This is a genomic window from Paraburkholderia sp. A1RI-2L, assembly GCF_048957375.1.
GTDB lineage: Bacteria > Pseudomonadota > Gammaproteobacteria > Burkholderiales > Burkholderiaceae > Paraburkholderia.
In genome coordinates this window covers 1,052,681-1,078,150 of the sequence record NZ_JARBTA010000002.1, presented here as the reverse complement: position 1 = coordinate 1,078,150, position 25,470 = coordinate 1,052,681, and the positions used below count along the sequence as shown (strand labels likewise).

At 64.0% G+C, this 25,470-nt stretch carries 22 protein-coding genes and 2 rRNA genes; 12 read left to right on the top strand and 12 right to left on the bottom strand.

Translation table 11 applies throughout. The features are described from left to right. Positions 1-20 precede the first annotated feature (20 nt). Positions 21-1,319: an MFS transporter gene (locus PWP93_RS19675; protein WP_421045606.1), complete on the bottom strand. Its 1,299-nt coding sequence runs from the start codon at positions 1,317-1,319 to the stop codon at positions 21-23. Between the two features lie 131 nt (positions 1,320-1,450). Between PWP93_RS19675 and PWP93_RS19670 the strand changes: the two genes are divergently transcribed. Genes PWP93_RS19670 through mdcH form a run of 8 tightly spaced genes read left to right on the top strand, consistent with a single transcriptional unit; the run spans position 1,451 to position 8,573 of the window. Continuing rightward, complete coding sequence (locus tag PWP93_RS19670; protein WP_421046123.1) at positions 1,451-2,296, top strand: GntR family transcriptional regulator; 846 nt, start codon at positions 1,451-1,453, stop codon at positions 2,294-2,296. Further along, positions 2,280-3,971: a malonate decarboxylase subunit alpha gene (gene mdcA, locus PWP93_RS19665; RefSeq protein ID WP_421045605.1), complete on the top strand. Its 1,692-nt coding sequence runs from the start codon at positions 2,280-2,282 to the stop codon at positions 3,969-3,971. The genes PWP93_RS19670 and mdcA overlap by 17 nt, the downstream gene beginning before the upstream one ends. A 5-nt stretch (positions 3,972-3,976) precedes the next feature. Continuing rightward, complete coding sequence (locus PWP93_RS19660; protein WP_421045604.1) at positions 3,977-4,948, top strand: triphosphoribosyl-dephospho-CoA synthase; 972 nt, start codon at positions 3,977-3,979, stop codon at positions 4,946-4,948. Beyond that, positions 4,936-5,250, top strand: a complete 315-nt coding sequence (locus PWP93_RS19655) for a malonate decarboxylase subunit delta (RefSeq protein WP_421045603.1) — start codon at positions 4,936-4,938, stop codon at positions 5,248-5,250. Before PWP93_RS19660 ends, PWP93_RS19655 begins: the two co-directional genes overlap by 13 nt. Further along, entirely contained in the window at positions 5,247-6,116 is an 870-nt protein-coding gene (locus PWP93_RS19650; RefSeq protein ID WP_421045602.1) for a biotin-independent malonate decarboxylase subunit beta, read from the top strand. Before PWP93_RS19655 ends, PWP93_RS19650 begins: the two co-directional genes overlap by 4 nt. After that, a complete protein-coding gene (gene mdcE / locus PWP93_RS19645; protein ID WP_421045601.1) occupies positions 6,113-6,934 on the top strand; it encodes a biotin-independent malonate decarboxylase subunit gamma in 822 nt (273 codons plus the stop codon). The genes PWP93_RS19650 and mdcE overlap by 4 nt, the downstream gene beginning before the upstream one ends. After that, positions 6,934-7,611 (top strand): malonate decarboxylase holo-ACP synthase, encoded by a 678-nt coding sequence (locus tag PWP93_RS19640; protein WP_421045600.1) that lies wholly within the window; start codon positions 6,934-6,936, stop codon positions 7,609-7,611. The genes mdcE and PWP93_RS19640 overlap by 1 nt, the downstream gene beginning before the upstream one ends. A gap of 5 nt (positions 7,612-7,616) precedes the next feature. Beyond that, positions 7,617-8,573, top strand: coding sequence for a malonate decarboxylase subunit epsilon (gene mdcH, locus PWP93_RS19635; protein ID WP_421045599.1), 957 nt, complete (start codon positions 7,617-7,619; stop codon positions 8,571-8,573). Between the two features lie 141 nt (positions 8,574-8,714). Here the strand turns inward: mdcH and PWP93_RS19630 are convergent, their stop codons facing one another. Beyond that, entirely contained in the window at positions 8,715-9,314 is a 600-nt protein-coding gene (locus tag PWP93_RS19630) for an alpha-ketoglutarate-dependent dioxygenase AlkB family protein (RefSeq protein WP_421045598.1), read from the bottom strand. A gap of 5 nt (positions 9,315-9,319) precedes the next feature. Next, positions 9,320-9,643 carry a hypothetical protein gene (locus tag PWP93_RS19625; RefSeq protein ID WP_421045597.1) on the bottom strand — a complete coding sequence of 108 codons (324 nt, stop codon included), beginning with the start codon at positions 9,641-9,643 and terminating at the stop codon, positions 9,320-9,322. 452 nt (positions 9,644-10,095) lie between these two features. On the opposite strand from PWP93_RS19625, the gene PWP93_RS19620 reads away from it, so the two are divergent. Beyond that, on the top strand, positions 10,096-11,253 hold the full coding sequence (locus PWP93_RS19620; RefSeq protein WP_421026488.1) for a metallophosphoesterase: 1,158 nt from the start codon (positions 10,096-10,098) through the stop codon (positions 11,251-11,253). Positions 11,254-11,285: 32 nt separating this feature from the next. Continuing rightward, entirely contained in the window at positions 11,286-12,380 is a 1,095-nt protein-coding gene (locus PWP93_RS19615; RefSeq protein ID WP_421026487.1) for an AI-2E family transporter, read from the top strand. Positions 12,381-12,434: 54 nt separating this feature from the next. Here PWP93_RS19615 and PWP93_RS19610 read toward each other — a convergent pair whose 3' ends face one another. From PWP93_RS19610 to PWP93_RS19595, 4 genes are read right to left on the bottom strand one after another with little or no spacing between them, the layout of a single operon-like run. Then, positions 12,435-13,892, bottom strand: coding sequence for a heavy metal sensor histidine kinase (locus PWP93_RS19610; RefSeq protein ID WP_421045596.1), 1,458 nt, complete (start codon positions 13,890-13,892; stop codon positions 12,435-12,437). Further along, a complete protein-coding gene (locus tag PWP93_RS19605) occupies positions 13,889-14,587 on the bottom strand; it encodes a heavy metal response regulator transcription factor (RefSeq protein WP_421045595.1) in 699 nt (232 codons plus the stop codon). Before PWP93_RS19605 ends, PWP93_RS19610 begins: the two co-directional genes overlap by 4 nt. A 2-nt stretch (positions 14,588-14,589) precedes the next feature. Next, complete coding sequence (locus tag PWP93_RS19600) at positions 14,590-14,946, bottom strand: hypothetical protein (protein WP_421045594.1); 357 nt, start codon at positions 14,944-14,946, stop codon at positions 14,590-14,592. 25 nt (positions 14,947-14,971) lie between these two features. Then, positions 14,972-16,000, bottom strand: a complete 1,029-nt coding sequence (locus tag PWP93_RS19595; RefSeq protein WP_421045593.1) for a LysR family transcriptional regulator — start codon at positions 15,998-16,000, stop codon at positions 14,972-14,974. Between the two features lie 315 nt (positions 16,001-16,315). Between PWP93_RS19595 and PWP93_RS19590 the strand changes: the two genes are divergently transcribed. After that, on the top strand, positions 16,316-16,567 hold the full coding sequence (locus tag PWP93_RS19590) for a GlsB/YeaQ/YmgE family stress response membrane protein (protein ID WP_421045592.1): 252 nt from the start codon (positions 16,316-16,318) through the stop codon (positions 16,565-16,567). 70 nt (positions 16,568-16,637) lie between these two features. Here PWP93_RS19590 and PWP93_RS19585 read toward each other — a convergent pair whose 3' ends face one another. From PWP93_RS19585 to PWP93_RS19575, 3 genes are all read right to left on the bottom strand, one after another. Continuing rightward, a complete protein-coding gene (locus PWP93_RS19585) occupies positions 16,638-18,167 on the bottom strand; it encodes an acetyl-CoA hydrolase/transferase family protein (RefSeq protein WP_421045591.1) in 1,530 nt (509 codons plus the stop codon). A gap of 190 nt (positions 18,168-18,357) precedes the next feature. After that, positions 18,358-18,561 carry a hypothetical protein gene (locus PWP93_RS19580; RefSeq protein WP_421026481.1) on the bottom strand — a complete coding sequence of 68 codons (204 nt, stop codon included), beginning with the start codon at positions 18,559-18,561 and terminating at the stop codon, positions 18,358-18,360. Positions 18,562-18,700: 139 nt separating this feature from the next. Then, positions 18,701-20,923 (bottom strand): FUSC family protein, encoded by a 2,223-nt coding sequence (locus PWP93_RS19575; RefSeq protein ID WP_421045590.1) that lies wholly within the window; start codon positions 20,921-20,923, stop codon positions 18,701-18,703. Between the two features lie 202 nt (positions 20,924-21,125). On the opposite strand from PWP93_RS19575, the gene PWP93_RS19570 reads away from it, so the two are divergent. After that, on the top strand, positions 21,126-22,133 hold the full coding sequence (locus PWP93_RS19570; RefSeq protein ID WP_421045589.1) for a LysR family transcriptional regulator: 1,008 nt from the start codon (positions 21,126-21,128) through the stop codon (positions 22,131-22,133). A 146-nt stretch (positions 22,134-22,279) separates the two neighbouring features. On the opposite strand, the gene rrf is transcribed toward PWP93_RS19570, so the two are convergent. Both rrf and PWP93_RS19560 read right to left on the bottom strand, forming a co-directional pair. Further along, positions 22,280-22,393, bottom strand: a 5S ribosomal RNA gene (gene rrf, locus PWP93_RS19565). A gap of 155 nt (positions 22,394-22,548) precedes the next feature. Beyond that, positions 22,549-25,428 (bottom strand): 23S ribosomal RNA (locus PWP93_RS19560). Positions 25,429-25,470 lie beyond the last annotated feature (42 nt).

Genomic DNA, 25,470 nt, shown 5'->3' with positions numbered 1-25,470 from the left:
ACGGCGATTCGCTGCCCGCTTCACGAGGGCAGCGTCTCGCCCTTCGTCTCCGGCGCGAACGGAATGATGAGCAGACCGAGCACGAACGCGAGCGCGGTGAGCGCGACCGGCACGCCCAGCGTGTGCATATGCAGCACCGCCGCGCCCAGCAGGAAATTCACGCCCGCCCCCACGAAACGCCCGAACGACGTGCAGAACGCAAACGCCGTGGCGCGCACACGCGTTTCGAACTGCTCGGGCAGCCACAGGCTGAACAGCGCGAAGTTGCCGCCGAAAAAGCCCAGCACGAACAGCAGCGCGATGAACGGCACGAGTCCGTTCTCGAGGTAATAGGCCCAGCCGAAGCTCGCCGCAACCGTCACGGCCATGCCCGAGAAATACACCGCGAGCGTCCACTTGCGGCCGATGCGCTCGGCCATCGGGGGCAGCGCGAGGCAACCGAGAATCGTGCCGATGGAGAGAATGCCGGTGGCGATGGACGCCGTGCGGATGGCCTCGGCCTTGTTCGCGCCCGCGCGCGTCGCGAGCTGGATCACGGCGGAAGGCTCGTACACGGCACCGGCCCACAAGCCGATGATCGCGATGGTCAGGAGCGCGCAAGCCACCACGGTACGCACGCGATAAGCACTGCCGAAGATCTCGCGCAGCGGGTGGCCGCGATGCACGTGGCTGGCTTCGGAGCGCTTCCATGTCTGCGGCTCTTCCACGCGCGTGAGCACGAGAATGGCGACCACCACGGGAAGCGCGCCAGTGAGGAACATCGCGCGCCAGCCGAAGTGCACGCCCACCGTGTAATTGAGCGCGGCAGCAATAAAGAAGCCCGCGTAATAGCCAGTCTGCAAATAACCCGCGCCCATCTTGCGACGATCCTCGGGCCACGACTCGGCCACATAAGTGCCAGCCAGCGCCCATTCGCCGCCGATGCCCACGCCCGCGAGAAAGCGGAAGATGCCGAGCGCCCAGACGCTTTGCGCAGTGGCCGAGAGTCCCGTGAAGATCGCGAACATGAAAATCGTGCCGGCCAGCACGCGCGTGCGGCCGAAGCGGTCCGCCATCGGTCCCCAAATGAACGAGAGGCCCCAACCCACCAGGAACAGCGCGAACAGGATCGAGCCCGCAAGGCCGATGTTTGCGGGTGTGGCCGCATAACCCGAGCGCGGCAGCAACTCGGTGAGCGCCGGCGTGAGCACCAACGCGTAGATGAAAGAGTCCATGCCATCGAGCGTCCAGCCTGCCCAGGCACCCCAGAAGCCCACGATCTGCGAGCGATTGAGGGGCGTTTTCCGGGCACGCTGCGCGGCCCCGGTTATCGAGTTCATACGCGTCTCTCTCCATGAGGTTTCTGCACGCGCCGCACTACCATGACGCATGCGCCAGCGACCCGCCTGGCTGCGGATTTCGGGTTTCCGAGACTTTCAAAGTCATCGTTTTATATATAATATTTGATCTCATGAGCCACGCAACGGATGGTTTTCCCTTGGAAGGTAGCGCCGAGGCTGCCCCACAGCCCCCCATGCAGCCCGCCCCGCAAGGATTGCCGGGCCTGCCGGGAGCAGCGGCGCCGCGCACCAGCACGTCGCGCATGATCGCGGATGCCTTGCGCACCGCCATCGTCGAGGGCACGCTCGCGCCCGACGCACCGCTGCGTCAGGACGCGATCGCGCGCCACTTTTCGGTGAGCGCCATTCCCGTGCGCGAGGCGCTGCGCCAACTCGCGAGCGAGGGCTGGGCAAGAATCGAGGTCAACAAGGGCGCATGCGTCGCCTCGCTCTCACGCGACGAAGCGCGCGAGATCTACGAGATCCGCTCGGCGCTCGAGAGCCTCGCGCTCGGGCTCGCGATTCCGCATCACACCGAGGCCACGCTGCGCGAAGTGAGCGCGCTGGCCGCCGCGGCCTCGCGCGAGCGCGATCCGTCGCTCTACGTGGCGCGCAACGAGGCCTTCCATATGAGCCTCTACGCGCCCGCCGGCCGCCCTCAACTGATGGAGATGCTCGCCACCCTGCATCGCCGCGGCGAGCGCTATTTACGCCTGAAATTCGGCTTTCCCGCCTACAAGGGCGAATCGGATGCCGAGCACACCGAGATCCTCGACGCCGTGCAGCGCCGCGACATCCCCGCCGCGCAGGCGCTGGTGGCCGCGCATCTGCTCGGCACGGGCGAATTGATCTACCGTTTCCTCACCGAGCGCGCAGCGGCGCAGCCGGCCGCCAAAAAACGGCGCGCCCGCGCTTCTTCTGCCTCTCCCGCAACACCCCGCTCACGGAGCCGAACTCCCGATGAAGCCTCAAGCTGAAACGCTCACATCGCCCGATCTTGCCAATGCGGCGCCGCGCTCGTGGACCACGCGCCGCGATGAAAAGGCTCGCCGCCTCGCCGCCATTGCGGGCTGGCTCGAAGACGGCATCCTGCCCGCCGCGCGAACGACCGAAGCGCTGGAACTGCTGATCCGCCCCGGCGACCGCGTCGCCCTCGAAGGCGATAACCAGAAGCAGGCCGACTTTCTCTCGCGCTCGTTCGCCAAAGCCGATCCCGAGAAACTCAACAACGTGCATCTGCTGATTTCGAGCATCAGCCGCCCGGAACACCTGACGCTGTTCGAGCGCGGCATCGCGCACCGCGTGGACTTCTCGTTCGCGGGTCCGCAGAGCCTGCGCGTCGCGCAGCTGCTCGAAGACGGCCGGCTCGAAGTGGGCGCGATCCATACCTACGTGGAGCTTTACGCGCGCATGTTCGTCGACCTGATTCCGCAGGTCGCGCTGCTGTGCGCGGAAAAGGCCGACCGCCACGGCAACCTGTACACGGGCCCGAACACCGAGGACACGCCCACGATTGCCGAGGCCGCCGCGTTCAGCCAGGGCATCGTGATCGTTCAGGTGAACGAAATCGTCGATGAGCTGCCGCGCGTGGACATTCCCGGCTCGTGGGTGGACGTGGTCGTGCAAGCCGACCGGCCCTTCGCGGTCGAGCCGCTGTTCACGCGCGATCCGCGCCATATCGGCGACTTGCAGGTGCTCACCGCGATGATGGCCATCAAGGGCATCTACGCGCCGTACAACATCACCTCGCTCAATCACGGCATTGGCTTCGACACTGCCGCGATCGAACTGCTGCTGCCCACCTATGGCGAGTCGCTGGGCCTGAAGGGCAAGATCTGCCGCAACTGGACGCTCAATCCGCATCCCACGCTGATTCCCGCCATCGAGTCGGGCTGGGTCGAGAGCATTCATTGCTTCGGCAGCGAGGTGGGCATGGAGGCGTACATCGCCGCGCGCCCCGACGTATTCTTCACCGGCAGCGACGGCAGCCTGCGCTCGAACCGCGTGCTGTGCCAGCTCGCGGGCCAGTATGGCGTCGACCTCTTCATCGGCTCGACGCTGCAGATCGACGCCGACGCGAACTCGTCCACCGTCACGCGCGGGCGGCTGGCCGGCTTCGGCGGCGCGCCGAACATGGGCCACGATCCGCGCGGGCGCCGCCACGCGAGCGACGCGTGGCTCAAGCTGCTCAAATCGGACGGCCCGCAGGCATCGATTGCGCGGGGCCACAAGCTGGTCGTGCAACTCGTGGAAACGTGGAAGAAAGGCGGCGAGCCGACCTTCGTGGACGAACTCGACGCCATCGCCGTGGGCGAGAAAAGCGGCATGCCGATCGCGCCCGTGATGATCTACGGCGACGACGTGAGCCATGTCGTGACCGAGGAAGGCATCGTGCATTTGCATCGCGCGGAAGGCATCGACGAGCGGCGCGCCGCGCTCGCGGCGGTTGCGGGCGTGACGCCCATCGGCCTGCGCGCGCAGCCGCAGAAGACCGAGGAACTGCGCCGCCGCGGCATCGTTCAGTTTCCCGAAGATCTCGGCATCCGTCGCGGCGACGCGAAACGCTCGCTGCTCGCGGCGCGCAGCATCGACGATCTCGTGACGTGGTCGGGTGGGCTCTATACGCCGCCCGCACGCTTTCGCAGCTGGTGAGCGCGATGCGCACGCTCTTACTGGACCGGCTGGCCGAAGGCGCTGCGGCCTCGTATGGCGCGACGCCGCGCAGCGCGTGCTCGGCCGCGCTCACGCCCGACGCGCAACTCGCGCGCTTCGCACGCGATGCGCTGATCGAGGAAGCGCGCCTCACGCCCAAGCCCGCGCTCGTGGACGCGCGCGGCAGCGGCGCACACATCGATCTCGATCTCGCGACGATGCTGCGTTCCGCGCATGCGCTCGAACCCACCTTCGAGGCGCTCGCGCGCGCTGCGCGCGGCGCGACGCCAGGCCACGCGCTGCGCACCGAACTCGCACGCATTGGCCGGGCCGGCGAAGCCGCAATGATGCGCGCGACCGGCGGCAGCAATGCGCATCGAGGCGCAATCTGGATCGTTGGCTTGCTGGTTGCTGGCGCAACTATTTCGCATACGCCGCAGAACGACATGGACGCGTTCGCACCGCATGCTGCGCAGATTGCCGAAGCGGCGGCACGCATCGCGCGTTTCGACGACCTGCTCGCGCCCACCGTGCGGCAGCCCACGCAAAGCAACGGCGAACGCGTGCGCCAGCGCTACCACGTAGGCGGCGCGCGGCGCGAGGCTCAAGACGGCTTTCCGCACGTGATTCGCGTGGGTCTGCCTGCGCTCCACGCGGCGCGCGCACAAGGGCGCGACGAAGCGGCGGCGCGCGTGGATGCCCTGCTCGCCATCATGGCTTCGCTCGACGACACCTGCGTGCTGCACCGCGCCGGCCTCGCGGGCCGTGAGGCCGCGCAGGCGGGCGCGCAGCGCGTGCGCGACGCGGGCGGCATCGCCACGCGCGCGGGCCGCGCCGCGTTCGACGCGCTCGAACGCGCGCTGCTCGCGCTCAATGCATCACCGGGCGGCGCGGCCGATCTGCTCGCCGCGACGCTCTTCATCGACAGACTGGTTCACCACCGCATCGGCGGGAGGACGGTTTCATGGAACAACTGACATTCGACTATCCGGCGCAGCGCGCCGTGACGACGCGCGCCCACGTGGGCGTGGTGGGCTCGGGCGATCTCGAAGTGTTGCTGCAGCCCGCCGGCGACATGCAGGCGCGCGTGGTCGTGCATACGAGCGTGGACGGCTACGGCCATATCTGGAAGAGCGTGCTCGATCGGTTCTTCACGCGCTACGACGGCGCGGCGCTCATCGAGATCAACGACTTCGGCGCGACGCCCGGCGTCGTGGCGCTGCGTCTCGCCGAAGCCGTGGAAGCCGCGCAGGACAGCACGCAAGGAGGCAAGGCATGAGCGCAGGCATCCAGACCCTGCTGCGCGAGAGCTTCATCGAACTCTCCGCGCGCGAGCGCGCCGCCGCCGTGCTCGACAAAGGCAGCTTCCGCGAACTGCTCGGCCCGTTCGACCGCATCGAGTCGCCCTGGCTCCCGCTGCAGGGCATCGTCTGCCAGGCCGACGATGGCGCCGTGATCGCGCGCGGCACGCTCGACGGCGAGCCCGCCGTGGTCTGCGCGATCGAATCGGCGTTCCAGGGCGGCAGCATCGGCGAGGTGTCGGGCAGCAAGATCGCCGCTGCGCTCGAGCTCGCACTCGCCGACTGCGAACGCGGCAAGATCGTGCGCCCCGTCGTGCTGTTCGAGACCGGCGGCGTGCGTTTGCAGGAGGCCAATCTCGGCCTCGCCGTGATCGCCGAGATCCAGTCGGCGATCGTCGCGCTGCGCCGCCATGTGCCCGTGGTCGGCGTGATCGCGGGCATGGTCGGCTGCTTCGGCGGCATGTCGCTCGCGGCGGCACTGTGCTCGTCTCTCGTGATGACGAAGCAAGGACGCCTCGGCATGAACGGCCCCGAAGTGATCGAGCAGGAAGCCGGCATCGAGGAACTCGATTCGAGCGATCGCCGCCACGTGTGGCAGTTGATCGGCGGCGAGCAGCGCGCGCGCACCGGTTATGCCGATGCGCTCGTGGACGACGCCGTCGACGACGTGCGCGCCGCCGTGCGCGCCGCGTTCGCACGCGGCATACCGCAAGCGCACCGCACCGTGCAGATCGACGCCACGCTCGCGAAGCTCGCGCGGATCGATCCCGCCAGCATCGCGCCCGACACCATGGGCGCGATGTTCGAAACGCCATCGTCCCAAACACATGGAGAGCCCGCATGAGCGATACGAACTTGAGCCGGGGCGCGCTGTGGCTGCGCGCACTCGCAGGTGCGCCGAACGATGCGAGTGCGCACTGCGTGCCCTATGCCGATGCACCGCTCGATGGCGAGACGGCGCGCTTCATCACCGTCGCGCCCGACCCCGACAACCGTTTTCCCCGCGCGCGCGACAACGTGGTGGGCCTCGAACAGGGCTGGCGTCTCGCACAGGCCGTGCGTGGCGCGATCGACGAAGACGCCGCCAGCGGTATGCGCCGCCCGATCGTCGCGATCGTCGATGTGAAGAGCCAGGCGTATGGCTATCGCGAAGAGATGCTCGGCATCCACCTCGCCTGCGCGGCCGCCGTGGACGCCTATGCGAGCGCGCGCCTCGCGGGGCATCCCGTGGTGGCGCTGATCGTCGGTCCCGCCATGTCGGGCGCGTTCCTCGCGCACGGCTATCAGGCCAATCGCATCGTCGCACTCGATGCGCCCGGCACGATGGTGCACGCGATGGGCAAGGAGGCCGCGGCGCGCGTCACGCGGCGCAGCGTCGAAGACCTCGACGCACTCGGCGAGAAGATCGTGCCGATGTCGTACTCGATGGCCTCGTTCGCGAAGCTCGGGCTACTGGACGAATTGATCGCGGGCGTCGACGCCAACGCGCCGGACGACGCCCAAATCGCGCGCGTGCGCGAAGTGCTTGCGCGCAGGGTGCGCGAAGCCCGCAACGACCGCAGTGGTCTCGCGCATCGTCTTCAGGGCGAAGCGGCGCAACGCACGCGCGCGGCATCGATCGAAGTGCGCAAGCGGCTCGCGCAACAGTGGGACGCCAGCTGATGCGACTGTGCGCCGCACCGCCGTTCGCGCCCGACACGCCATGCACGGACGAATCGCGCTGGCGCCCGCACGATCTGCTGCGGCTCGCGCGCCTCGCACCCGTGCCAGACGAGCCCACCTGGGTGCCGGAAGCCTTCGCGCGCGCGCCGTTCGCCGTCGTGCGCCGCGCTCGGGCGGCACCGGGCTTCGTGGCGGCGGGCTTGCGCGGCGGCACGCGTGCGGAGCGCTTCGGCACATGGGTCAATGCTGACGATATCGAATCGTCTGTATCGCCCGAATCGCTGCTCGCAATAGCCCCCTCGCCGGAACGCGCGGCGTTAGCGGCATTCGTGGCCCTTGCGTCGCTGCGCGAGGCCCCAGGCCCGCTGCGGGATTTCGTCTGGGGACCGACCGGCAGCGCGGGGTTCGAATTGGCCACGCAGGTCCACACACCTACGGAATCCAGCGATCTTGACCTGCTGATCCGCATGCCCCGACGCAGCGATGCAGCAACGATCGCAGCGCTCGCCGCTACACTCGCACGCGCCGCGCAGCACGCCGGCACACGCGTGGACGCTCAGCTGGAAACGCCGGCGGGTGGCGTCGCGCTCGCCGAACTCGCGCAGTGGACGTCTGGCAAGGCGCGCGTGCTCGCGCGCGCGAGCGACGGCGCGCGCCTCGTTGCCGATCCGTGGTAAACATCATGAGTCTCGCCTGCCTCTTTCCCGGCCAGGGCGCGCAAAGTCCCGGTTACCTGCACCGGCTGCCCGAGCACGAGGTCGTGCGCGCCACGCTCGACGAAGCCTCCGCGACGCTCGGCCTCGACATCCTCGCGCTCGATAGCGCGCAGGCCTTGCAATCCACGGTGGCGGTGCAAATCGGTCTCGTGGTGGCTGGCGTGGCGCACGCCCGCGCACTCGCCCAAGCGGGATTGACGCCGCAGTTCAGCGCCGGCCTCTCGGTGGGCGCGTATCCGGCTGCCGTGTGCTGCGGCGCGCTCGACTTCGCCGACGCGCTGCGCATGGTGCAAAAGCGCGCCGAGCTGATGGAGTCCGCCTGGCCGGCGGGCTATGGCCTTGCGGCAGTCTCGGGGCTCGGCGAGACGCAGGTGGAGGCGCTCGCTAACACAACCGCACCCACGCAGGACAGCGCCGCGCGGGCCAGCGACGCGCACGTCTATGTGGCCAACGTCAACGCGCCGCGCCAGATCGTCGTGGCCGGGGCCGACGCCGCGCTCGAAGCGTTCGCCACGCGCGCGCTCGCGGCGGGCGCACGCAAAGTTCAGCGGTTGGCCGTTTCCGTCCCTTCGCATTGCGAACTATTGGCCGACGCCACGGAACGGCTCGTGGCGTGGTCGCGCGACATTCCGGTTCGCTCGCCCGAAGGCGTCTACGTCGACAATCGCGGCGGCCGCCCGCTCCGGGACGGCGATGCGATTCGCACCGACCTCGCCACCAACATGCGTTATACGGTGCGCTGGTACGACGCGCTCACGGTCATGATCGAATCGGGGGCGACCGTGCTGGTCGAAGCGCCGCCCGGCCAGGTGCTCACCGACATCGCCCGTGAGCATTACCCGGAAGTTGCGGCATTGAGCGCGGCGACGCTACCGCTCGACCGGCTCGCGGCCACGGTGCGGCGGCGCCTGGGCGTGGATTGAGGATGTGCAGGCTATCGCTGTAAATCCGCGAATAATATGTTTATGCGCATAAAGTCGAATTTTATTTTTAGCGCGATATTTTCTGACAGCGCAAATTCCTGCCAAACCGCGCCGAATTCACGGCAACAGACATCAAATCCCCTACCTTTTAAGCAATTCCGGCATCACCACACGGAACGTCAGATTCACCCGCTCGCCGCCGATCGCAGGTTCCTTGGGCACCCGGTGACGCCACTGCGCCTGCGTCTTGCCGCGCATCACGAGCAGACTGCCGCCCGCAAGCTGGAACGAGCGTGTCACACCGGTCGCGTTGTGGCGCAAGTCGAAGCGCCGCGTTGCGCCGAGGCTCAGCGAGGCAATCACGGGCTGCGGGCCGAGCTCGGGTTCGTGGTCGGCGTGCCAGCCCATGCTGTCGGTGCCGCTGCGGTAGCGGTTGAGCAGCACGCTGTTGAAGCGCACGCCGCAAAGCTCGGCAATCGCGTCGCGCAGTTCGGCCACGGCCGGCGTCCACGGCTGCGGCACATTGCGGATTCCTGAATAGATATAGATGGCGCCGGGGTCGCCCTGCCATGCGGTCAAACGCGGCTGGTCGACCCAGCCGCCTGGCGTACGGATGCGCTCCTGGCGCCAATCCGTTTCGGCGACGACGCGCGCAAGCCACTCGGCCGCCGCCGTGGGCGCGAGCCACGCGGGATGCCAGTCGACGTCGGGTTGCGGGGTATCGTCGAAGAGATCGAACATCAGCCTCAGGTCAACAACGCGATATAGAACACCACCGCGCCAATGAGCGCGCCGGCGAAACAAAAGCCTTCGGGCGGTTCATCGGTCGTGCGCGAGCGCAACCACGCCCCCACCACGCCGAAGAACCCCGCGATGCCCAGCGCGACGAACACCATCACGATGTCGAATAGCGCGCTGCGGCCGAGTTCGAGGATGTCGACGCGCCGCACCGCGAAGTACAGCGCCACGGCCATGATCGACAGCACGACCATTGGCAGCATGACGTGGCTACCCTCGTAACTCACATGACGACCATGAAGCCCTTGCACGTTCGGCCTGGTAATTTTCATGACCCGTCTCCCCCAGAGCGCCCGAAACCGCACGGGCCTCGATTCGAGCATAGTCCATCGGCCAGGCCGCTTCAATGAACGTTTAATAGCGTTCACGGGCCCTCGAGAAAATAGTGCGACGGCGGCCCGAGGTTGGCAATCCAGGGTTATGCCGCAGCGCCACACTCGACTCGCCGGACCGCCGTGCGTACATGGGGCGTGCGTTGCTGCAATGCGCCGAAGCCGCGCCCCGCAACGCCCCGGCACGAACCCTTCACTGCCGGTAAAATGCGACGAATGCGCGAGCGGCGCATCCGCACAAACGGTGTAGCGGGCCATGCGGAGCGCGCGGCCAGTCGCGCACTGCGGCGCAGCCGGTTTCCGCGCTTCCCGCTCCGTGGGACTGAGTTGTCCAACCTCGTTACCTGCGCAGGTTATCTGCACCGGTTGCCTGCGCCACCCAGCGGCCCGACATGCCCCGACTTTCGTTTCTGCTCCGCTTCATTTCCATAGGCGTGCTATTGCACGTCTATGTCGGCTTCCGGCTGATTCCCGACCTGCCTGTGCCCGCCACGGGCAAGTGGCTCGCCACGCTGTGGCTCGTGCTCTCCGTGGCGGCGATTCCGCCCGGCATGCTCGCGCGCCGTTTCAAGCGTCAGCCGCTCGGCGACCGTCTCGCATGGACCGGCATGCTCGCGATGGGATTTTTCTCGTCGCTGCTCATGCTGACGATCGCGCGCGATCTCGTGCTCGCTTCGCTCATGACCATCGATTCGATCTGGCCTCACAGCATCGACCTCGCGCACTGGCGCACGGGCAGCGCCGCTGTTGTCGTCGCGCTCGCGTTCTGCTCGAGCGCATTTGGCTTTTTCAATGCGCGGCGTCGCGCGCGCGTGCGCGACGTCGAGGTGCCGATCCGCGGGCTGCCCGCCGCGCTCGACGGCTTCACGATCGTGCAGTTGAGCGACATCCACGTCGGGCCCACCATCAAGCACGACTATGTGGATGCAATCGTGCGCGCGGTGAACCAGCTCGACGCCGACGTGGTGGCCATCACGGGCGATGTCGTGGACGGCAGCGTGCAGCACCTCTCGAATCACACCGCGCCGCTCGGACGGCTTGTGGCGAATTACGGCGTCTATCTCGTCACGGGCAATCACGAGTACTACTCGGGAGCCGATGCGTGGGTCGCCGAGTTCCGGCGCATCGGCCTCACGGTGCTGATGAACCAGCACGTGGTGATCGAGCACGGCGGCGCGCAGCTCGTGCTCGCGGGCGTGACCGACTACACCGGAGGCAACTTCGATCCCGCGCATCGCAGCGATCCGCAGGGCGCCTTGCGCGGCGCGCCGGCCGACGTGAACACGCGCGTCCTGCTCGCCCATCAGCCGCGCACCGCGCATGCCGCCGCCGATGCGGGCTACACGCTGCAGTTGTCGGGCCATACGCACGGCGGGCAGATTTTCCCGTGGAATTTTCTCGTGCGGCTGCAGCAGCCATTCACGGCCGGCCTCGAAAAGCTCGGCGGCCTGTGGGTCTACACGAGCCGCGGCACGGGCTACTGGGGGCCGCCCAAGCGGCTCGGCGCACCTTCGGAAATCACGCGCGTGCGGCTCGTCGGCGTTCGCTGAGCCTGACCGGAACACAAAGGAATTCACTGCTCATGGATGGCAACAAGCACCTCCACCAGACCGCGTTCTACCTGCTGCTCTTCGTCGTCTCGATTGCGCTGTGCTTCGTGCTCGCGCCGTTTTTCAGCACCGTGCTGTGGGGCGCGATACTCGCGCTGATCTTCCAGCCCGTGCAGCGCCGCATCGTGGCGCGCCTCGGGCGGCGGCGCAATCTCGCCGCGCTCATCACGCTGACGATCTGTCTCGTCATCGTGATCTTCCCGCTCACGCTCGTGGCGGGCACGCTGATCCAGCAGGTGAGCTACGCCTATGCGCAGGTGCGCTCGGGCAATCTCGACTTCGGTGCGTACTTCAGCCAGATCGTGCATGCGCTGCCGCAGTCGCTGCAAGGGTTGCTCGCACGCTACGACCTGATGGATCTGCCTGGCCTTCAGCAGCGCCTTTCCGCGGGCGCCGCGCAAATCAGCCAGTTCATCGCCACGCGCGCGCTGAGCGTCGGGCAAATCACGGTGCAGTTCATGGTGAGCTTTTGCGTGATGCTCTACATGTTCTTCTTTCTCGTGCGTGACGGCCGCGAGATTTCCCGGCTCGTGCGCGACGCAATTCCGCTCGACGAATCGCACAAGCAGCATCTGATCCGCAAGTTCACGACCGTGATTCGCGCGACCGTGAAGGGCAATGTGGCCGTGGCGTTCGTGCAGGGCACGCTGGGCGGCATCGCCCTCTGGGTGCTGGGGATTCAGGGCGCGCTGCTGTGGGGCTTCGTGATGATGCTGCTGTCGCTGCTGCCGGCCGTAGGCGCGGCGCTCGTGTGGGTGCCCATTGCGCTCTACTTCATCTCGACCGGCGCGCTCGCCAAAGGCATCGGCCTCACGCTGTTCGGCGTGCTCGTGATCGGCACCGTGGACAATGTGCTGCGGCCGGTGCTGGTGGGCAAGGACACGCGCCTGCCCGACTGGGTCGTGCTGATTTCCACGCTGGGCGGCATCTCGCTCATGGGCATCAACGGCTTCGTGATCGGACCGCTGATTGCCGCGCTCTTCATCAGTTGCTGGGACCTGCTGCGCCGCGACCAGCACCACCACGACGGCGTTGTCAGCCAGCCGGCGGATGACGATCCGGTCTAGCGCCAGACGTCTAACATCTAACGTCTGGCGGCGCGAAGCGCACGCGCCGCTGGCTCACGAAGACACGTGCAACGGCACCCCCGCGCGCCCCTGGCGCGCGGCATCCGATGCATCGGATGCACTACCCGCCGCATCGCCCATCGCTGCGCCCGCATGCGCGGCCACCGAGAAACCAAACGTATTGACACCATTCGCACTGCGCACGAATACCGCGCCGCCGTGCATCTCGGCTACCGCCTTGACGATGGAAAGCCCGAGACCGTGGTTCTCGTGGCTATTCGAGCGCGCTTCCTGAATGCGATAGAAGCGGTCGAAAATATGTTCGCGCACTACCGGGTCGAGCGGCTCGCCAGGATTCGATACGGCGATTTCGACGTGACCGTCCTGCGGCGCGATAGTCGACTGCAGCACGGTTCCGCGCGGCGAGTGCTGGATCGCGTTCACGAACAGATTGCTCATTGCGCGGCCTATCAGCGAGGTATTGACCCACGCGCGCGCATCGCCCCTGACCTGCACGCTCAACTGCGCCTCTTCCAGCGGAATCTCCAGGAACTCCAGCATGCGCTCGACTTCGGCCCGCAGCGAAACCTCCGTGAGCTCGGTCGCGCGCTCGCCACGATCGCTGCGCGAAAGGAACAGCATGTCGTTGACGATCACACGCAATCGCTCGAATTCCTCAAGATTTGATTGCAGCGTATGCTGCAACTGCGCAACCGAGCGGTCGCGCGTGAGCGCCACCTGGGTCTGGCCAATCAGGATGCTCACGGGCGTGCGCAGTTCGTGTGCGACGTCGGCGTTGAACGATTCGAGTCGCTCGTAGGCCTTGTCGAGCCGCTCCAGCGCGCCATTGAACGAGGTGGCCAGTTCATGCAGTTCCTCGGGCAGCTCGCCGGCATGCAGCCGCTGGCGACGGTTCGAGGGACTCAGTTGCGCCGCCTCGTGGGAGAGCCGCGTAAGCGGCGCAAGACCGAAGCGCGTGACGGCGCGGCTCAACAGCGCCACCGCGATGGTCGAAAGCACGATCAGCACGCCGAGCGCCATGCCGAAGCGCCGCAACATGCTTTCCGTGCGCATGCAATCGCTCGCCACCACCAGTTTCACTTCGGGGCGCTCGCCGTTCGCGGGCACCGTCATGCTCGTGACGATCAGGTCGTAGTTGTAGCCCGCCGGCCGCACGAGCCGATAATCCGGACCGACATCTCCGGTGACTTTGCCCGCGATGGGTGCGCCGAAGCGAAAGCGCGGATCGGCGGCGTCTACGTAGTAGTGCATGCGACTGTCCACAGGCGAAAGGTCGTGCAGTTTCTCCTGCACAAACGCCCATTTCTTCACATCCGATGCGTGCGCAACGATCAGGCCCGCGATGCGCGCCCGCGCGTCTAGCGTTTCGCGCAACTCGTTGAAGAGCTGATGCTGCATCAGCAAAAACAGCCCCGTGCCGGTGAGCGTGAATACGATCAGCGAGACCGCCGCGAACATCGCCGAAAGCCGCAGCGAGATCGAGCGCTTCATGACACCGGGCCTCCGTCTTCGCGTGCCTCGCGCATTTCGAGCACGTAACCCATGCCGCGTATCGTATGCAGCAGCTTGGACGCGTGCGGGCCGTCGAGTTTTGCGCGCAACCGCTTGATGGCGGTTTCCACCACATTGGCATTGCTCTCGAAATTCACGTCCCACACGAGCTCGGTGATGAGCGTCTTCGAGAGAATCTCGCCGTGCCGCCGCGCGAGCACCGAGAGCAGTTGAAACTCCTTCGCGGTGAGATCGAGCCGCACACCGTCGCGCGTCGCGCGGCGGCTGATGAGGTCCACCTGAAGATCGCCCACGGCGACGAGCGTGGACTCCTGGACCCGCGCGCGGCGCGTGAGCGCGCGCAGACGCTCGACGAGTTCGAGAAACGAGAACGGCTTGGTCAGATAGTCGTCGGCGCCGTCGCGCAAACCATGCACACGGTCGTCCACGCGGTCGCGCGCGGTCAGCATGATCACCGGCGTGTCCTTCTTCGCGCGCACCGCGCGCAGCACGCCGAAACCGTCGAGCTTCGGCAGCATCACGTCGAGCACGATCACGTCGAAGTCGTACTCGGTCGCCATCCACGCGCCCTCTTCGCCATCCATCGCCACGTCGACAACCCAGCCCTGCTCGCTCAATCCGCTGCGCAGGTAATCCACGACCTTGCGCTCATCCTCGATCACCAATACTTTCATCGTCATCCTCCTCTTCGCGGCGCGCCGGACGGCGTTTCGCGGCAAGGGCCCGCGCTACAGGCGCCGCCGGGCACCCGCGCCAGATAAACCGTCGTAGCAGGCTGCAGACCATGAATCTGCGCCTCCTTGCGCTCGCTGGCAAGCGGATGCTGCTGCGTGAGGCTGGCCGGATGGCGCGCATTCATCACGTCGATCACGTTCGCGACGATCGTGCGTGTCGCGCCGACGCACAGCATCACGGCGACGACGATCGCCGCGACGCACGCACGCTCGCCGACCCGCGCACGCCCGGGTAGATCGATGTCGTGCCCGCTGCTCGCTGCTATGGCGGAAGACGATTGCTGCTCCGATTGGCTCATGTCTTCGATGGGTGACGCATGCTGCTCAGTTCACGAGCCGCAAGTGCTCGACTTCATGCATGTCGCGCGCCTGGCGCGCCTCGCGCAAACGCGCGCGCGCCGTAGCGCGCTGACGTTGCGGCACATCGCAGGCCGCAAGCGATGTTTCCTGCTCGGCCAGCACTGCCGGCACCTTCTCGCGCAGGAACTCTACGAACGTGCGGATCTTCGCGTCCAGATAGCGGCGCGAGGCATAGAGCGCGTAGATGTTGAGCTTTTGCAGACGATGCGTGGGCAGCACGCGCACGAGCGAGCCGTCGGCGAGACCCGGCAGCGCCACCGGCACCGGCAGCGGACCAATGCCCATGCCTTCGCGTATGGCAAGCGCGAGCGCTTCGGGATTGTTCACCTGGAAAGGCGTCACTCCGGTATGGCGGAACGTTTCTCCGTGCGGCCCCTCCGAGACCCATTGGCCCGCAGGCAGGCTCGCATCGGTCAGATGCAGGCAGGTGTGCGCGCCGAGATCGTCGAACGAGCGCGGCTCGCCGCGCATATCCAGATATGCAGGCGACGCGCACAGAATGGCCGCGGTGCTGCCCAGTTGCTGCGAAATCAGCGCCGAATCCCCGAGCTCGGCTGCCACCACCACCGCTACGTCGAAGCCTTCCTCGATGATATCGGGCATCTGCTGCGCGATGGTCAAATCAACGGCGACATCGGGCAAATGCTGCTGGTAGCGCGCGATCAACGGCATTACATAATGCTGACCGAAACTCGTGCCGCCATAGACGCGCAGCTTGCCCGCCGGATTCCCCTGCGCGTCCGCCGCTTCGGATTCCGCCTGTTCGATATCGGCGAGAATGCGCCTGCAACTTTGCAGATAGCGCTCACCCGCCTCGGTCAGCGACATGCGCCGCGTGGTGCGGTTCAACAGACGCGCGCGCAGCCGCGACTCCAGGTCCGTGACCGCGCGCGAAACCTGCGCGGTCGTCATCGACTCGCTCACTGCAGCACGCGTGAAGCTGCCCGATTCCACCACCCTCACGAAGACCCGCATATTGCGCAGCGTATCCATACGCGACTCCTGGCCCATTCCATCATCGATAGCGCCAGTCTCACTGCCAGGCCGTGACCCCATGCTGACCCGTACATGGCAGCCGCGCCAGCTTGGCAAGCCGCATTGTTCCACGCATGAGACATTCAGGGCCTAACGAGCGAAGACGTGCTCGCTTACGAACACATTTCGCTTTCGTTGCAATTTTTGAAACGCTCTGCCGCGGACGACAAGAACTGTCAATTCTGGCCACGTTTCATGGACTCGACCCCATCCATGAACTAAGCTCCACTTCGTTGTGTTTCATTCTTCACACCAACGAGAGAGGTCCTCCATATGCAACACGGCATCATCGCGTGGCTCGTCATCGGCGCAGTTGCTGGCTGGCTTGCCGGGCTGCTCGTCAAGGGCGGCGGCTTCGGTTTGATCGTCGATATCATTGTCGGGATCGTCGGGGCATTTATCGGCGGCTGGCTGGCGGGCCTGCTCGGGATCCACATCGGCGGCGGCATGATCAGCTCGATCATTACGGCCATTGTCGGCGCGGTCATCCTGCTCTTCATCATCAGGCTATTCCGAAGAGCATAGCAATTTGCGATCGCCAATAAAAAGCGGGAGCACCATCGCTGGTGCTCCCGCTATTTTTTTGCTTTGATGCTTATGCGCCGCTGGCGACGAGACCACCCGTTCGATCAGGAAGCATCGAACCGGTCTCGTTGAAGCGCAGGTGCATTTCATAGGCCCTGGCGAGATTGTGGGGCGTCTGGCCGCCGATCCTCAGCGCGTCGTCATGATAGTCGCGCAGCAGGTCGCGATAGAGCGGATGCGCGCAGCGATCGATAATCAGCTTCGCGCGCTCGCGCGGCGCGAGGCCACGCAAGTCCGCCAGGCCCTGCTCGGTGACGATCACATCCACATCGTGCTCGTTGTGGTCGACATGCGGCACCATCGGTACGATGCTGGAGATGCGGCCGTCCTTAGCAATGGCCTTGGTTGCGAAGATCGCGCACGAGGCATTGCGTGCGAAATCGCCCGAGCCGCCAATGCCGTTCATCATGTGCGTGCCGCCCACGTGCGTGGAATTCACGTTGCCATAGATGTCGCATTCGAGCGCCGTGTTCAGCGCGATGAGTCCGAGGCGCCGAATCACTTCCGGATGGTTGCTCACTTCCTGCGGACGCAGCACGAGCTTGTCGCGATAGCGGTCGAGATCGGCGAGCACCTGAGCCTGGCGCGGCGCCGAGAGCGTCATGGACGCCCCCGAGGCGAATACCATCTTGCCCGCATCGATGAGGTCGAAGGTGGAATCCTGAAGTACTTCGGAATACATCGTAAGCGCTTCGAATGGCGAATCCACGAAGCCCGAGAGCACCGCATTCGCGATCGTGCCGATGCCGGCCTGCAGCGGCGGCAACTGCGCACTCATGCGGCCGTGCTTCACTTCGTGTTGCAAAAACTCGATGAGGTGGCCCGCGATGCGAGCGGTTTCTTCGTCCGCCGGCAGCACAGTCGAAGGACTGTCTGCTTCGTTCGTGATGACGATGGCGGCGATCTTCTCCGCTGGAATATCGATGATGGACGTGCCCACGCGATCGTGCGGATGCAGGATTGGCAGCGGGTCGCGATGCGGACGGCGGCCCGGAATCCACACGTCGTGCAGGCCTTCGAGCGCAAGCGGCTGGGCGAGATTGAGCTCGACGATCACCTTCTCGGCGAGAATCGCGAAGCTCGCCGAGTTGCCCACCGAGGTCGTGGGGACGATGCCGCCCGTTTCCGTGATCGCAGCGGCCTCGATGATCGCGAGATCGAGCTTGCCGAGCAGGTTCGCGCGCAACATCTCGACGGTCTCGGAGAGGTGCTGATCGACGAACATGACTTCGCCGCGATTGATGGCGCGGCGCAGTGTGGTGTCCACCTGGAACGGCAAGCGGCGCTCGAGCACACCGGCTTCGGTCAGCATGCGGTCCACGTCATGACCGAGCGAGGCGCCCGTCATCAGCGTGATGCGCAGCGGCTCCTGCTCTTCGCGCGCGCGGCGCGCCAGTTCGATGGGCACGGCCTTCGTGTCGCCTGCGCGCGTGAAGCCGCTCGCGCCGACACGCATGCCGTTGCGCACGAGTTTTGCCGCCTCGGCAGCCGAAGTGATTTTCCCGCGCAACGCGGCACAACGAATACGGTCTTCGTACATCAAAGTCTCCACTAACTACCGGAAATGCCACGTGCCCTTCGCAGGTCTCGTTTCGGTGGCGTTGCTTTACGGCTTCTGCAATACCCTTTTGCAGCCACCATGCGCAAAGCCGCGGAGCCTCATGCGAAGGCGCCGCGGCAAGGAATTCAAGCTAGCGCCTCGCTCATTCATGGCGGGCAGTCACTCGATCTCAGCTACCGAAATAGAGGTTGCAAAAGCTGGCCGGACCGACGCATTCGTCTTTCTTTGCCGGCTTTGCGATCTGATTGACAGGCTGCGCTGCGCTTTGCGCGGCCTGTTGAGGGACGCTCGCGTCCGATGCTGCATTCTGTGCAAAGGCGGAGGCGGCGGCGAACAACGAACAGGCAACAACAGCGAACTTCAGGGACTTCATTTCACTCTCCAGTGCTAACGGTTACTGCGAAGCAGTGATGTGACTATATGACTCGGATCCGGAACGATTAAGAGGTCGAGATGGAAGGCATATTTCCAGACTGCAGCAAGATCGCGTACCTGCCGTCCAGATTGCTGGTTCAAGGTGTTTTCGTGTGGAATGAGCGACGGGAACGACGGCCGCGTGCCTGGCGCGCGAGCGCGGCCAATGGTGCATCGCGGTCGATGAGCGCGCTGTGAATGAAATGCAGATGGCTCAGGATCCGCTGCGCGTCGTGCCTGCGCTCACGATCATGGCGAACGCCCGGAAGCGCTTCCTGAGTGATCCGGGTGGCCGCTCGCACCGATGCAAGCGCACGCTTCAGCGGCGCGGCGCCCGGGTCCTCGAAAAGGCGCGCAATATCGTCGAGCACCTGGTCGAGGCCCGCTTGCCATCCGCGCCCGGCCATATCGAGCCACGTGGCGCGTTGCGCCTCGTGTCGCAAATCGATCACGGCATGCCCCACCTCGAGCGTGATCAGCATCCAGCGCAACGCGCGCCGGTGTGCCTGCTTGCGGCCATTGAGCAGCAGCCGCAACTGGTGCATCAGGTCGTGCGTGCCCGACTGGAACTGCTGGCCGAGGCCCTGCGGCTCGCCACGGCAGGCGAGCTGAACCTGAGCGCGCAACGCCACGCACATGCGCTCGACGAGCCAGCTCATGTGCGGCGGAAAAACCACGGCAAACGCAAGCGCGGCCACGATCATCGCCAGCACGACCGCGACCCCGTTATTGATCAGCAGATCGGGCGTATAGACGATGACGTTGTCGGGACCGGCGAGCAGACAGAGAAACACCGAGAATCCGACGCCGAAGCCAGCGATGCGCGGACGCGTCGCAAAGTACGCTCCCAGTGCTAGCAACGGCGCGAGCGCGACGCAAAGCAGTGGAAAGCCATCGATGTTTGGATACACGTAGCAGGTGAGCAGATAGCCGACGAGCGCGGCGCAGCCCGCGCCCGCCGCCATCTGAAATGCCATGCGCGTGGCGCGCGGCGCCGACGATGTGAGCGCGCAGGTGAGCGCGGCGGCGATCATCGCGAGGCCGCCACTCGGCCAGTCAGTCTCCACCCAGAACCAGCCGAGCGCCGCCACCACCACTGCCGTGCGCATGAAGGTGAATCCCACCACGTACCAGCTCGTACGCGGCACATAGCGCGTCATGCGCGGCTCGGGCGGCAGACCTGCCTGCGTGAGCGACGCCCACGTACTGCTATAACGGGCTATTTCAGCCGTGAAGCGGTAGATCAGCTCAGCGGAGGTGTCGAAGTCTTGCAGCGCATCGGGCGCGCCCGTTTCAAGCGGCCGCCGTGTTTCGCGCACGCGGCGCGGCAGTGTGCGCATGAACGACGCAAGGTCTTGCTCGATACGCAATGCGTATGCACGATCGGCTTCGCCCTGACGAGGACGTTGCGCAAGCAGCGCCGCAAGCTCGCTGAAATACGGCGTAAGTGGTGCGATGGCTTCGTTATTCTTGCGCAGACGCCGTTTCAACTGCCGCAGCGCGTGCAGGCGCGCGCAGACGTCCATGAACTCGCCGTTTAGACGCGCGAGCAACTGGCTGTGCGCGCGCATCGTCGGATCCTCAAAAAATGAGAAAGCGCGCGTGGCCTCGAAGCCAACGATCTCATCGACGAGTCTCGCGAATCGCCCTTCAAACACGCCTCTTTCCAGACTGCCGGACAACACAACCGCAGCGAACGCAGTAAAATTGATATAGCGAGCGCGTAAAGTGCGCTCGAGCAGCGAGCCCGATTGCCGGGGCACGATAACGGCGCTGACCACCCCCGAGCACAGGATTCCCACGGCCACTTCGGCTCCGCGCCCAAGCGCCGCGAGAAACAGCCCATTGGGCTGCGTCACGAGCGGAATGCCGATCAGCGCCGCGGTATAGCCTGCCAGCACGAAAGCGTACCAACGAAAATGACGATTACGCATCGCGGCTGCGGTACACGCGGCCACCCACCCTGTTATCCCGAGTATGTAGAGCTCGGGTTGCTGGATAAAGACGGCCCCCAGCACCACCGCTGCGACCATGCCTACCGCGGTGCCCACGATGCGGTAGACGCTCTTCGCGAACACCATGCCGGAAAGCGGTTGCATCAACACGAACACAGTCGTCATTGCAATGCGCGGTTGGGGCAAATCGAGCCGCATCGCAATGCCCAAGGCAAGCAATCCCGCCATGACTGTTTTCAGCAGATGCAGCCAGATCGCGCCATCGCTGCCCTGCCAGTCTCTCAGGCCGCGCCGTGCGGCTCGCCATATGATTTCGCCGCGGCGACGCCGGGCAATCGCTCGATGTATCGCTGGCTGGCGGTTCATTTAAAACAGCGCGCTACGCTCGGATTGTTACGAAGAATGCCGTCGCGAATCGGGTCGGCAGGCGCCGATTGTAGGAGCCTCAGTTGAGCGAATTAACGGGACGGGCGGGGAACATCCGTTCCAGATCACTCAACAATGCCGGCGTCCGCGAGGCGGACAATATCGTTTTCGTGTCAAACAAGAAGTTCTCGAAGAAGGTCTGATGGATACGCTACAAAATATGCGGGTGTTTGTCCGCGTTGTCGAAGCCGGCAGTTTCACCGCCGCGGCTCAGTCGCTCGATTCGACCACCGGTGCGATGTCGCGCGCGGTCTCGGAACTGGAAGCGCATTTGCGCACGCGCCTGCTGAACCGCTCGACGCGCCGGCTCGCACTCACGCCCGCCGGCGAACGCTATCTGAAACGCTGCTCGCAGATTCTCGCGGACGTGGACAGCGCCGAGGAAGAAGCCAGTTGCGCCCACGAGCGTCCTGCTGGCGCATTGCGTATGCACAGCTTCGCGAGCATCGGGCAACAGTACGTGCTGCCCGCGATCTCGCGCTATCGCGCCTTGCACCCTGAAGTGACGGTCGAGCTTACGCTTTCGCAGCGCATGCCCGATCTGTTCGAGGGCAGCAGTGATGTATCGGTGGTGACCGCAGCTTCGCTGCCGAACTCCGATCTCGTCTCGCACCAACTAGGTTCGTCGTGCAGCATCCTGTGTGCGTCGCCTGCTTATGTGCATACGCACGGTGCGCCGCGCACGCCTGCGGACCTCGCGCATCATGACTGCCTGATTCTCAAGACGCCGACCGCACCCGCGCATGAATGGGTGCTCGAAGGCCCGGAAGGCAGCGTCGAGATGCAGGTGGACGGACCTGTTCAGGTGAACATCGCCGAGTCGCTTGCAGTGGCGATCCGTGAGGGAATGGGCATTGGCATGTTGCCGGTGTATGCGGCAATAGAGGGATTGCGCAACGGCACGCTCGTGCGTGTGCTGCCCCAGCACATCCTGCAGAAGAACCACGTGTATGCGCTGTATCCGTCACGCAAATTCGTGGATGCAAAGACCAAGACTTGGGTGGAATTCCTGCGTGCGCACCTCCCGCAGGTGATCGCTCGCGATATGGCATTGCTCGAGGAACTCACGCGGGAACAGCTTGCCGATGCTGCCGCAACTTCGACCCCCGATGCGCAATCCGCAGCGCATCCGACTAAAGCGGTGCATTGAAGCGTCGTTTTCGGCATGGTGATTCGAATGCCGTATGCAAAACAGCCGTCCATGCGACGGCTGTTTTTCTATTTTCCACGCACGTAAACGCCAGAACCCCGGCGCTCATTCTGAGCCACCGGGGTTCTGGACATACTGCATAAGGAGCCTGACGATTACCTACTTTCACACGGGCAATCCGCACTATCATCGGCGTGGAGCTGTTTCACGGTCCTGTTCGGGATGGGAAGGGGTGGGACCAGCTCGCTATGGTCATCAGGCATGACGGGTTGCTGCGTCGCACGGGTTTGGGTCAACCTGGCGCCACAGCCAATCGGGAAGAAGCGTAAAGAGGTGCTGTTTCTTGGGGTTGTGTTGTTTCCGGCACAACACCGATCTCTCAACCGTGCGTCTGTTCTCAAGACACACCTGTTATAGGATCAAGCCTTACGGGCAATTAGTATCAGTTAGCTTAACGCATTACTGCGCTTCCACACCTGACCTATCAACGTCCTGGTCTCGAACGACCCTTCAAGGGGATCAAGTCCCCGGGGAAGTCTCATCTTGAGGCGAGTTTCCCGCTTAGATGCTTTCAGCGGTTATCTCTTCCGAACATAGCTACCCGGCAATGCCACTGGCGTGACAACCGGTACACCAGAGGTTCGTCCACTCCGGTCCTCTCGTACTAGGAGCAGGCCCCCTCAAACTTCCAGCGCCCACGGCAGATAGGGACCAAACTGTCTCACGACGTTTTAAACCCAGCTCACGTACCTCTTTAAATGGCGAACAGCCATACCCTTGGGACCGGCTACAGCCCCAGGATGAGATGAGCCGACATCGAGGTGCCAAACACCGCCGTCGATATGAACTCTTGGGCGGTATCAGCCTGTTATCCCCAGAGTACCTTTTATCCGTTGAGCGATGGCCCTTCCATACAGAACCACCGGATCACTATGACCTGCTTTCGCACCTGCTCGACTTGTCAGTCTCGCAGTCAAGCACGCTTATGCCATTGCACTATCAGCACGATTTCCGACCGTACCTAGCGTACCTTCGTACTCCTCCGTTACACTTTGGGAGGAGACCGCCCCAGTCAAACTGCCTACCATGCACTGTCCCCGACCCGGATCACGGGCCAAGGTTAGAACCTCAAACAGATCAGGGTGGTATTTCAAGGACGGCTCCATGCAGACTGGCGTCCACACTTCACAGCCTCCCACCTATCCTACACAAACCGGTTCAAAGTCCAATGCAAAGCTACAGTAAAGGTTCATGGGGTCTTTCCGTCTAGCCGCGGGGAGATTGCATCATCACAAACACTTCAACTTCGCTGAGTCTCGGGAGGAGACAGTGTGGCCATCGTTACGCCATTCGTGCAGGTCGGAACTTACCCGACAAGGAATTTCGCTACCTTAGGACCGTTATAGTTACGGCCGCCGTTTACCGGGACTTCAATCAAGAGCTTGCACCCCATCATTTAATCTTCCGGCACCGGGCAGGCGTCACACCCTATACGTCCACTTTCGTGTTTGCAGAGTGCTGTGTTTTTATTAAACAGTCGCAGCCACCAGTTTATTGCAACCCCTTCACCCTCGGAGCGCAGGCTCCTCAAGCTACCAGGGCGTACCTTATCCCGAAGTTACGGTACCAATTTGCCGAGTTCCTTCTCCCGAGTTCTCTCAAGCGCCTTAGAATACTCATCTCGCCCACCTGTGTCGGTTTGCGGTACGGTTAATGTTGAACTGAAGCTTAGAGGCTTTTCCTGGAACCCCTTCCAGTTGCTTCGCTTCCGAAGAAGCTCGCGCCACACCCTTGAATTGCGCGCCCGGATTTGCCAAAGCGCCTTCTCCAATGCAGCGACCGGGACTTCCAACACCCGGACAACCTTCCGCGATCCGTCCCCCCATCGCATTCAACACTAGTGCAGGAATATTGACCTGCTTCCCATCAGCTACGCATTTCTGCCTCGCCTTAGGGGCCGACTCACCCTACGCCGATGAACGTTGCGTAGGAAACCTTGGGCTTACGGCGAGGGGGCCTTTCACCCCCTTTATCGCTACTCATGTCAGCATTCGCACTTCCGATACCTCCAGCACACCTTCCGGTGCACCTTCGCAGGCTTACGGAACGCTCTCCTACCATGCACATAAATGTGCATCCGCAGCTTCGGTATATGGCTTAGCCCCGTTACATCTTCCGCGCAGGACGACTCGATCAGTGAGCTATTACGCTTTCTTTAAAGGGTGGCTGCTTCTAAGCCAACCTCCTGACTGTTTTAGCCTTCCCACTTCGTTTCCCACTTAGCCATATTTGGGGACCTTAGCTGGCGGTCTGGGTTGTTTCCCTCTTGACACCGGACGTTAGCACCCGATGTCTGTCTCCCGTGATTGCACTCTTCGGTATTCGGAGTTTGCTATGGCGACGTAATCCGCAATGGACCCATCAACCATGACAGTGCTCTACCCCCGAAGGTGATACACGAGGCACTACCTAAATAGTTTTCGGAGAGAACCAGCTATTTCCAGGTTTGTTTAGCCTTTCACCCCTATCCACAGCTCATCCCCTAACTTTTCAACGTTAGTGGGTTCGGTCCTCCAGCACGTGTTACCGTGCCTTCAACCTGGCCATGGATAGATCACCTGGTTTCGGGTCTACACCCAGCGACTGGACGCCCTGTTCGGACTCGCTTTCGCTACGCCTGCCCTATTCGGTTAAGCTTGCCACTGAATGTAAGTCGCTGACCCATTATACAAAAGGTACGCCGTCACCCCTCGCGAGGCTCCGACTGTTTGTATGCATGCGGTTTCAGGATCTGTTTCACTCCCCTCCCGGGGTTCTTTTCGCCTTTCCCTCACGGTACTGGTTCACTATCGGTCGATCACGAGTATTTAGCCTTGGAGGATGGTCCCCCCATCTTCAGACAGGATTTCACGTGTCCCGCCCTACTTGTCGCATCCCTAGTTCTTCCGTTCCGTTTTCGTCTACAGGGCTATCACCTGCTATGGCCGCACTTTCCAGAGCGTTCGACTAACGGTACAGATAAAGAATGCAGGCTGATCCCATTTCGCTCGCCACTACTCTGGGAATCTCGGTTGATTTCTTTTCCTGCGGCTACTTAGATGTTTCAGTTCGCCGCGTTCGCTTCACGTGACCTATGTATTCAGTCACGGATACTCCATTCGGAGTGGGTTTCCCCATTCGGACATCCCCGGATCAAAGCTTGTTTGCCAGCTCCCCGGGGCTTTTCGCAGGCTACCGCGTCCTTCATCGCCTGTGATCGCCAAGGCATCCACCACATGCACTTGTTCGCTTGACCCTATAACGGGTGTGTCTCGCCGCGGTTTCCCGCTCCGGACTC

What these genes read in the sequence shown, in the direction of transcription:
- PWP93_RS19675 (WP_421045606.1), bottom strand. Translation starts at nt 1,319, where the DNA reads ATGAACTCGATAACCGGGGCCGCGCAGCGTGCCCGGAAAACGCCCCTC.
- PWP93_RS19670 (WP_421046123.1), top strand. Translation starts at nt 1,451, where the DNA reads ATGAGCCACGCAACGGATGGTTTTCCCTTGGAAGGTAGCGCCGAGGCT.
- mdcA (WP_421045605.1), top strand. Translation starts at nt 2,280, where the DNA reads ATGAAGCCTCAAGCTGAAACGCTCACATCGCCCGATCTTGCCAATGCG.
- PWP93_RS19660 (WP_421045604.1), top strand. Translation starts at nt 3,977, where the DNA reads ATGCGCACGCTCTTACTGGACCGGCTGGCCGAAGGCGCTGCGGCCTCG.
- PWP93_RS19655 (WP_421045603.1), top strand. Translation starts at nt 4,936, where the DNA reads ATGGAACAACTGACATTCGACTATCCGGCGCAGCGCGCCGTGACGACG.
- PWP93_RS19650 (WP_421045602.1), top strand. Translation starts at nt 5,247, where the DNA reads ATGAGCGCAGGCATCCAGACCCTGCTGCGCGAGAGCTTCATCGAACTC.
- mdcE (WP_421045601.1), top strand. Translation starts at nt 6,113, where the DNA reads ATGAGCGATACGAACTTGAGCCGGGGCGCGCTGTGGCTGCGCGCACTC.
- PWP93_RS19640 (WP_421045600.1), top strand. Translation starts at nt 6,934, where the DNA reads ATGCGACTGTGCGCCGCACCGCCGTTCGCGCCCGACACGCCATGCACG.
- mdcH (WP_421045599.1), top strand. Translation starts at nt 7,617, where the DNA reads ATGAGTCTCGCCTGCCTCTTTCCCGGCCAGGGCGCGCAAAGTCCCGGT.
- PWP93_RS19630 (WP_421045598.1), bottom strand. Translation starts at nt 9,314, where the DNA reads ATGTTCGATCTCTTCGACGATACCCCGCAACCCGACGTCGACTGGCAT.
- PWP93_RS19625 (WP_421045597.1), bottom strand. Translation starts at nt 9,643, where the DNA reads ATGAAAATTACCAGGCCGAACGTGCAAGGGCTTCATGGTCGTCATGTG.
- PWP93_RS19620 (WP_421026488.1), top strand. Translation starts at nt 10,096, where the DNA reads ATGCCCCGACTTTCGTTTCTGCTCCGCTTCATTTCCATAGGCGTGCTA.
- PWP93_RS19615 (WP_421026487.1), top strand. Translation starts at nt 11,286, where the DNA reads ATGGATGGCAACAAGCACCTCCACCAGACCGCGTTCTACCTGCTGCTC.
- PWP93_RS19610 (WP_421045596.1), bottom strand. Translation starts at nt 13,892, where the DNA reads ATGAAGCGCTCGATCTCGCTGCGGCTTTCGGCGATGTTCGCGGCGGTC.
- PWP93_RS19605 (WP_421045595.1), bottom strand. Translation starts at nt 14,587, where the DNA reads ATGAAAGTATTGGTGATCGAGGATGAGCGCAAGGTCGTGGATTACCTG.
- PWP93_RS19600 (WP_421045594.1), bottom strand. Translation starts at nt 14,946, where the DNA reads ATGAGCCAATCGGAGCAGCAATCGTCTTCCGCCATAGCAGCGAGCAGC.
- PWP93_RS19595 (WP_421045593.1), bottom strand. Translation starts at nt 16,000, where the DNA reads ATGGATACGCTGCGCAATATGCGGGTCTTCGTGAGGGTGGTGGAATCG.
- PWP93_RS19590 (WP_421045592.1), top strand. Translation starts at nt 16,316, where the DNA reads ATGCAACACGGCATCATCGCGTGGCTCGTCATCGGCGCAGTTGCTGGC.
- PWP93_RS19585 (WP_421045591.1), bottom strand. Translation starts at nt 18,167, where the DNA reads ATGTACGAAGACCGTATTCGTTGTGCCGCGTTGCGCGGGAAAATCACT.
- PWP93_RS19580 (WP_421026481.1), bottom strand. Translation starts at nt 18,561, where the DNA reads ATGAAGTCCCTGAAGTTCGCTGTTGTTGCCTGTTCGTTGTTCGCCGCC.
- PWP93_RS19575 (WP_421045590.1), bottom strand. Translation starts at nt 20,923, where the DNA reads ATGAACCGCCAGCCAGCGATACATCGAGCGATTGCCCGGCGTCGCCGC.
- PWP93_RS19570 (WP_421045589.1), top strand. Translation starts at nt 21,126, where the DNA reads ATGGATACGCTACAAAATATGCGGGTGTTTGTCCGCGTTGTCGAAGCC.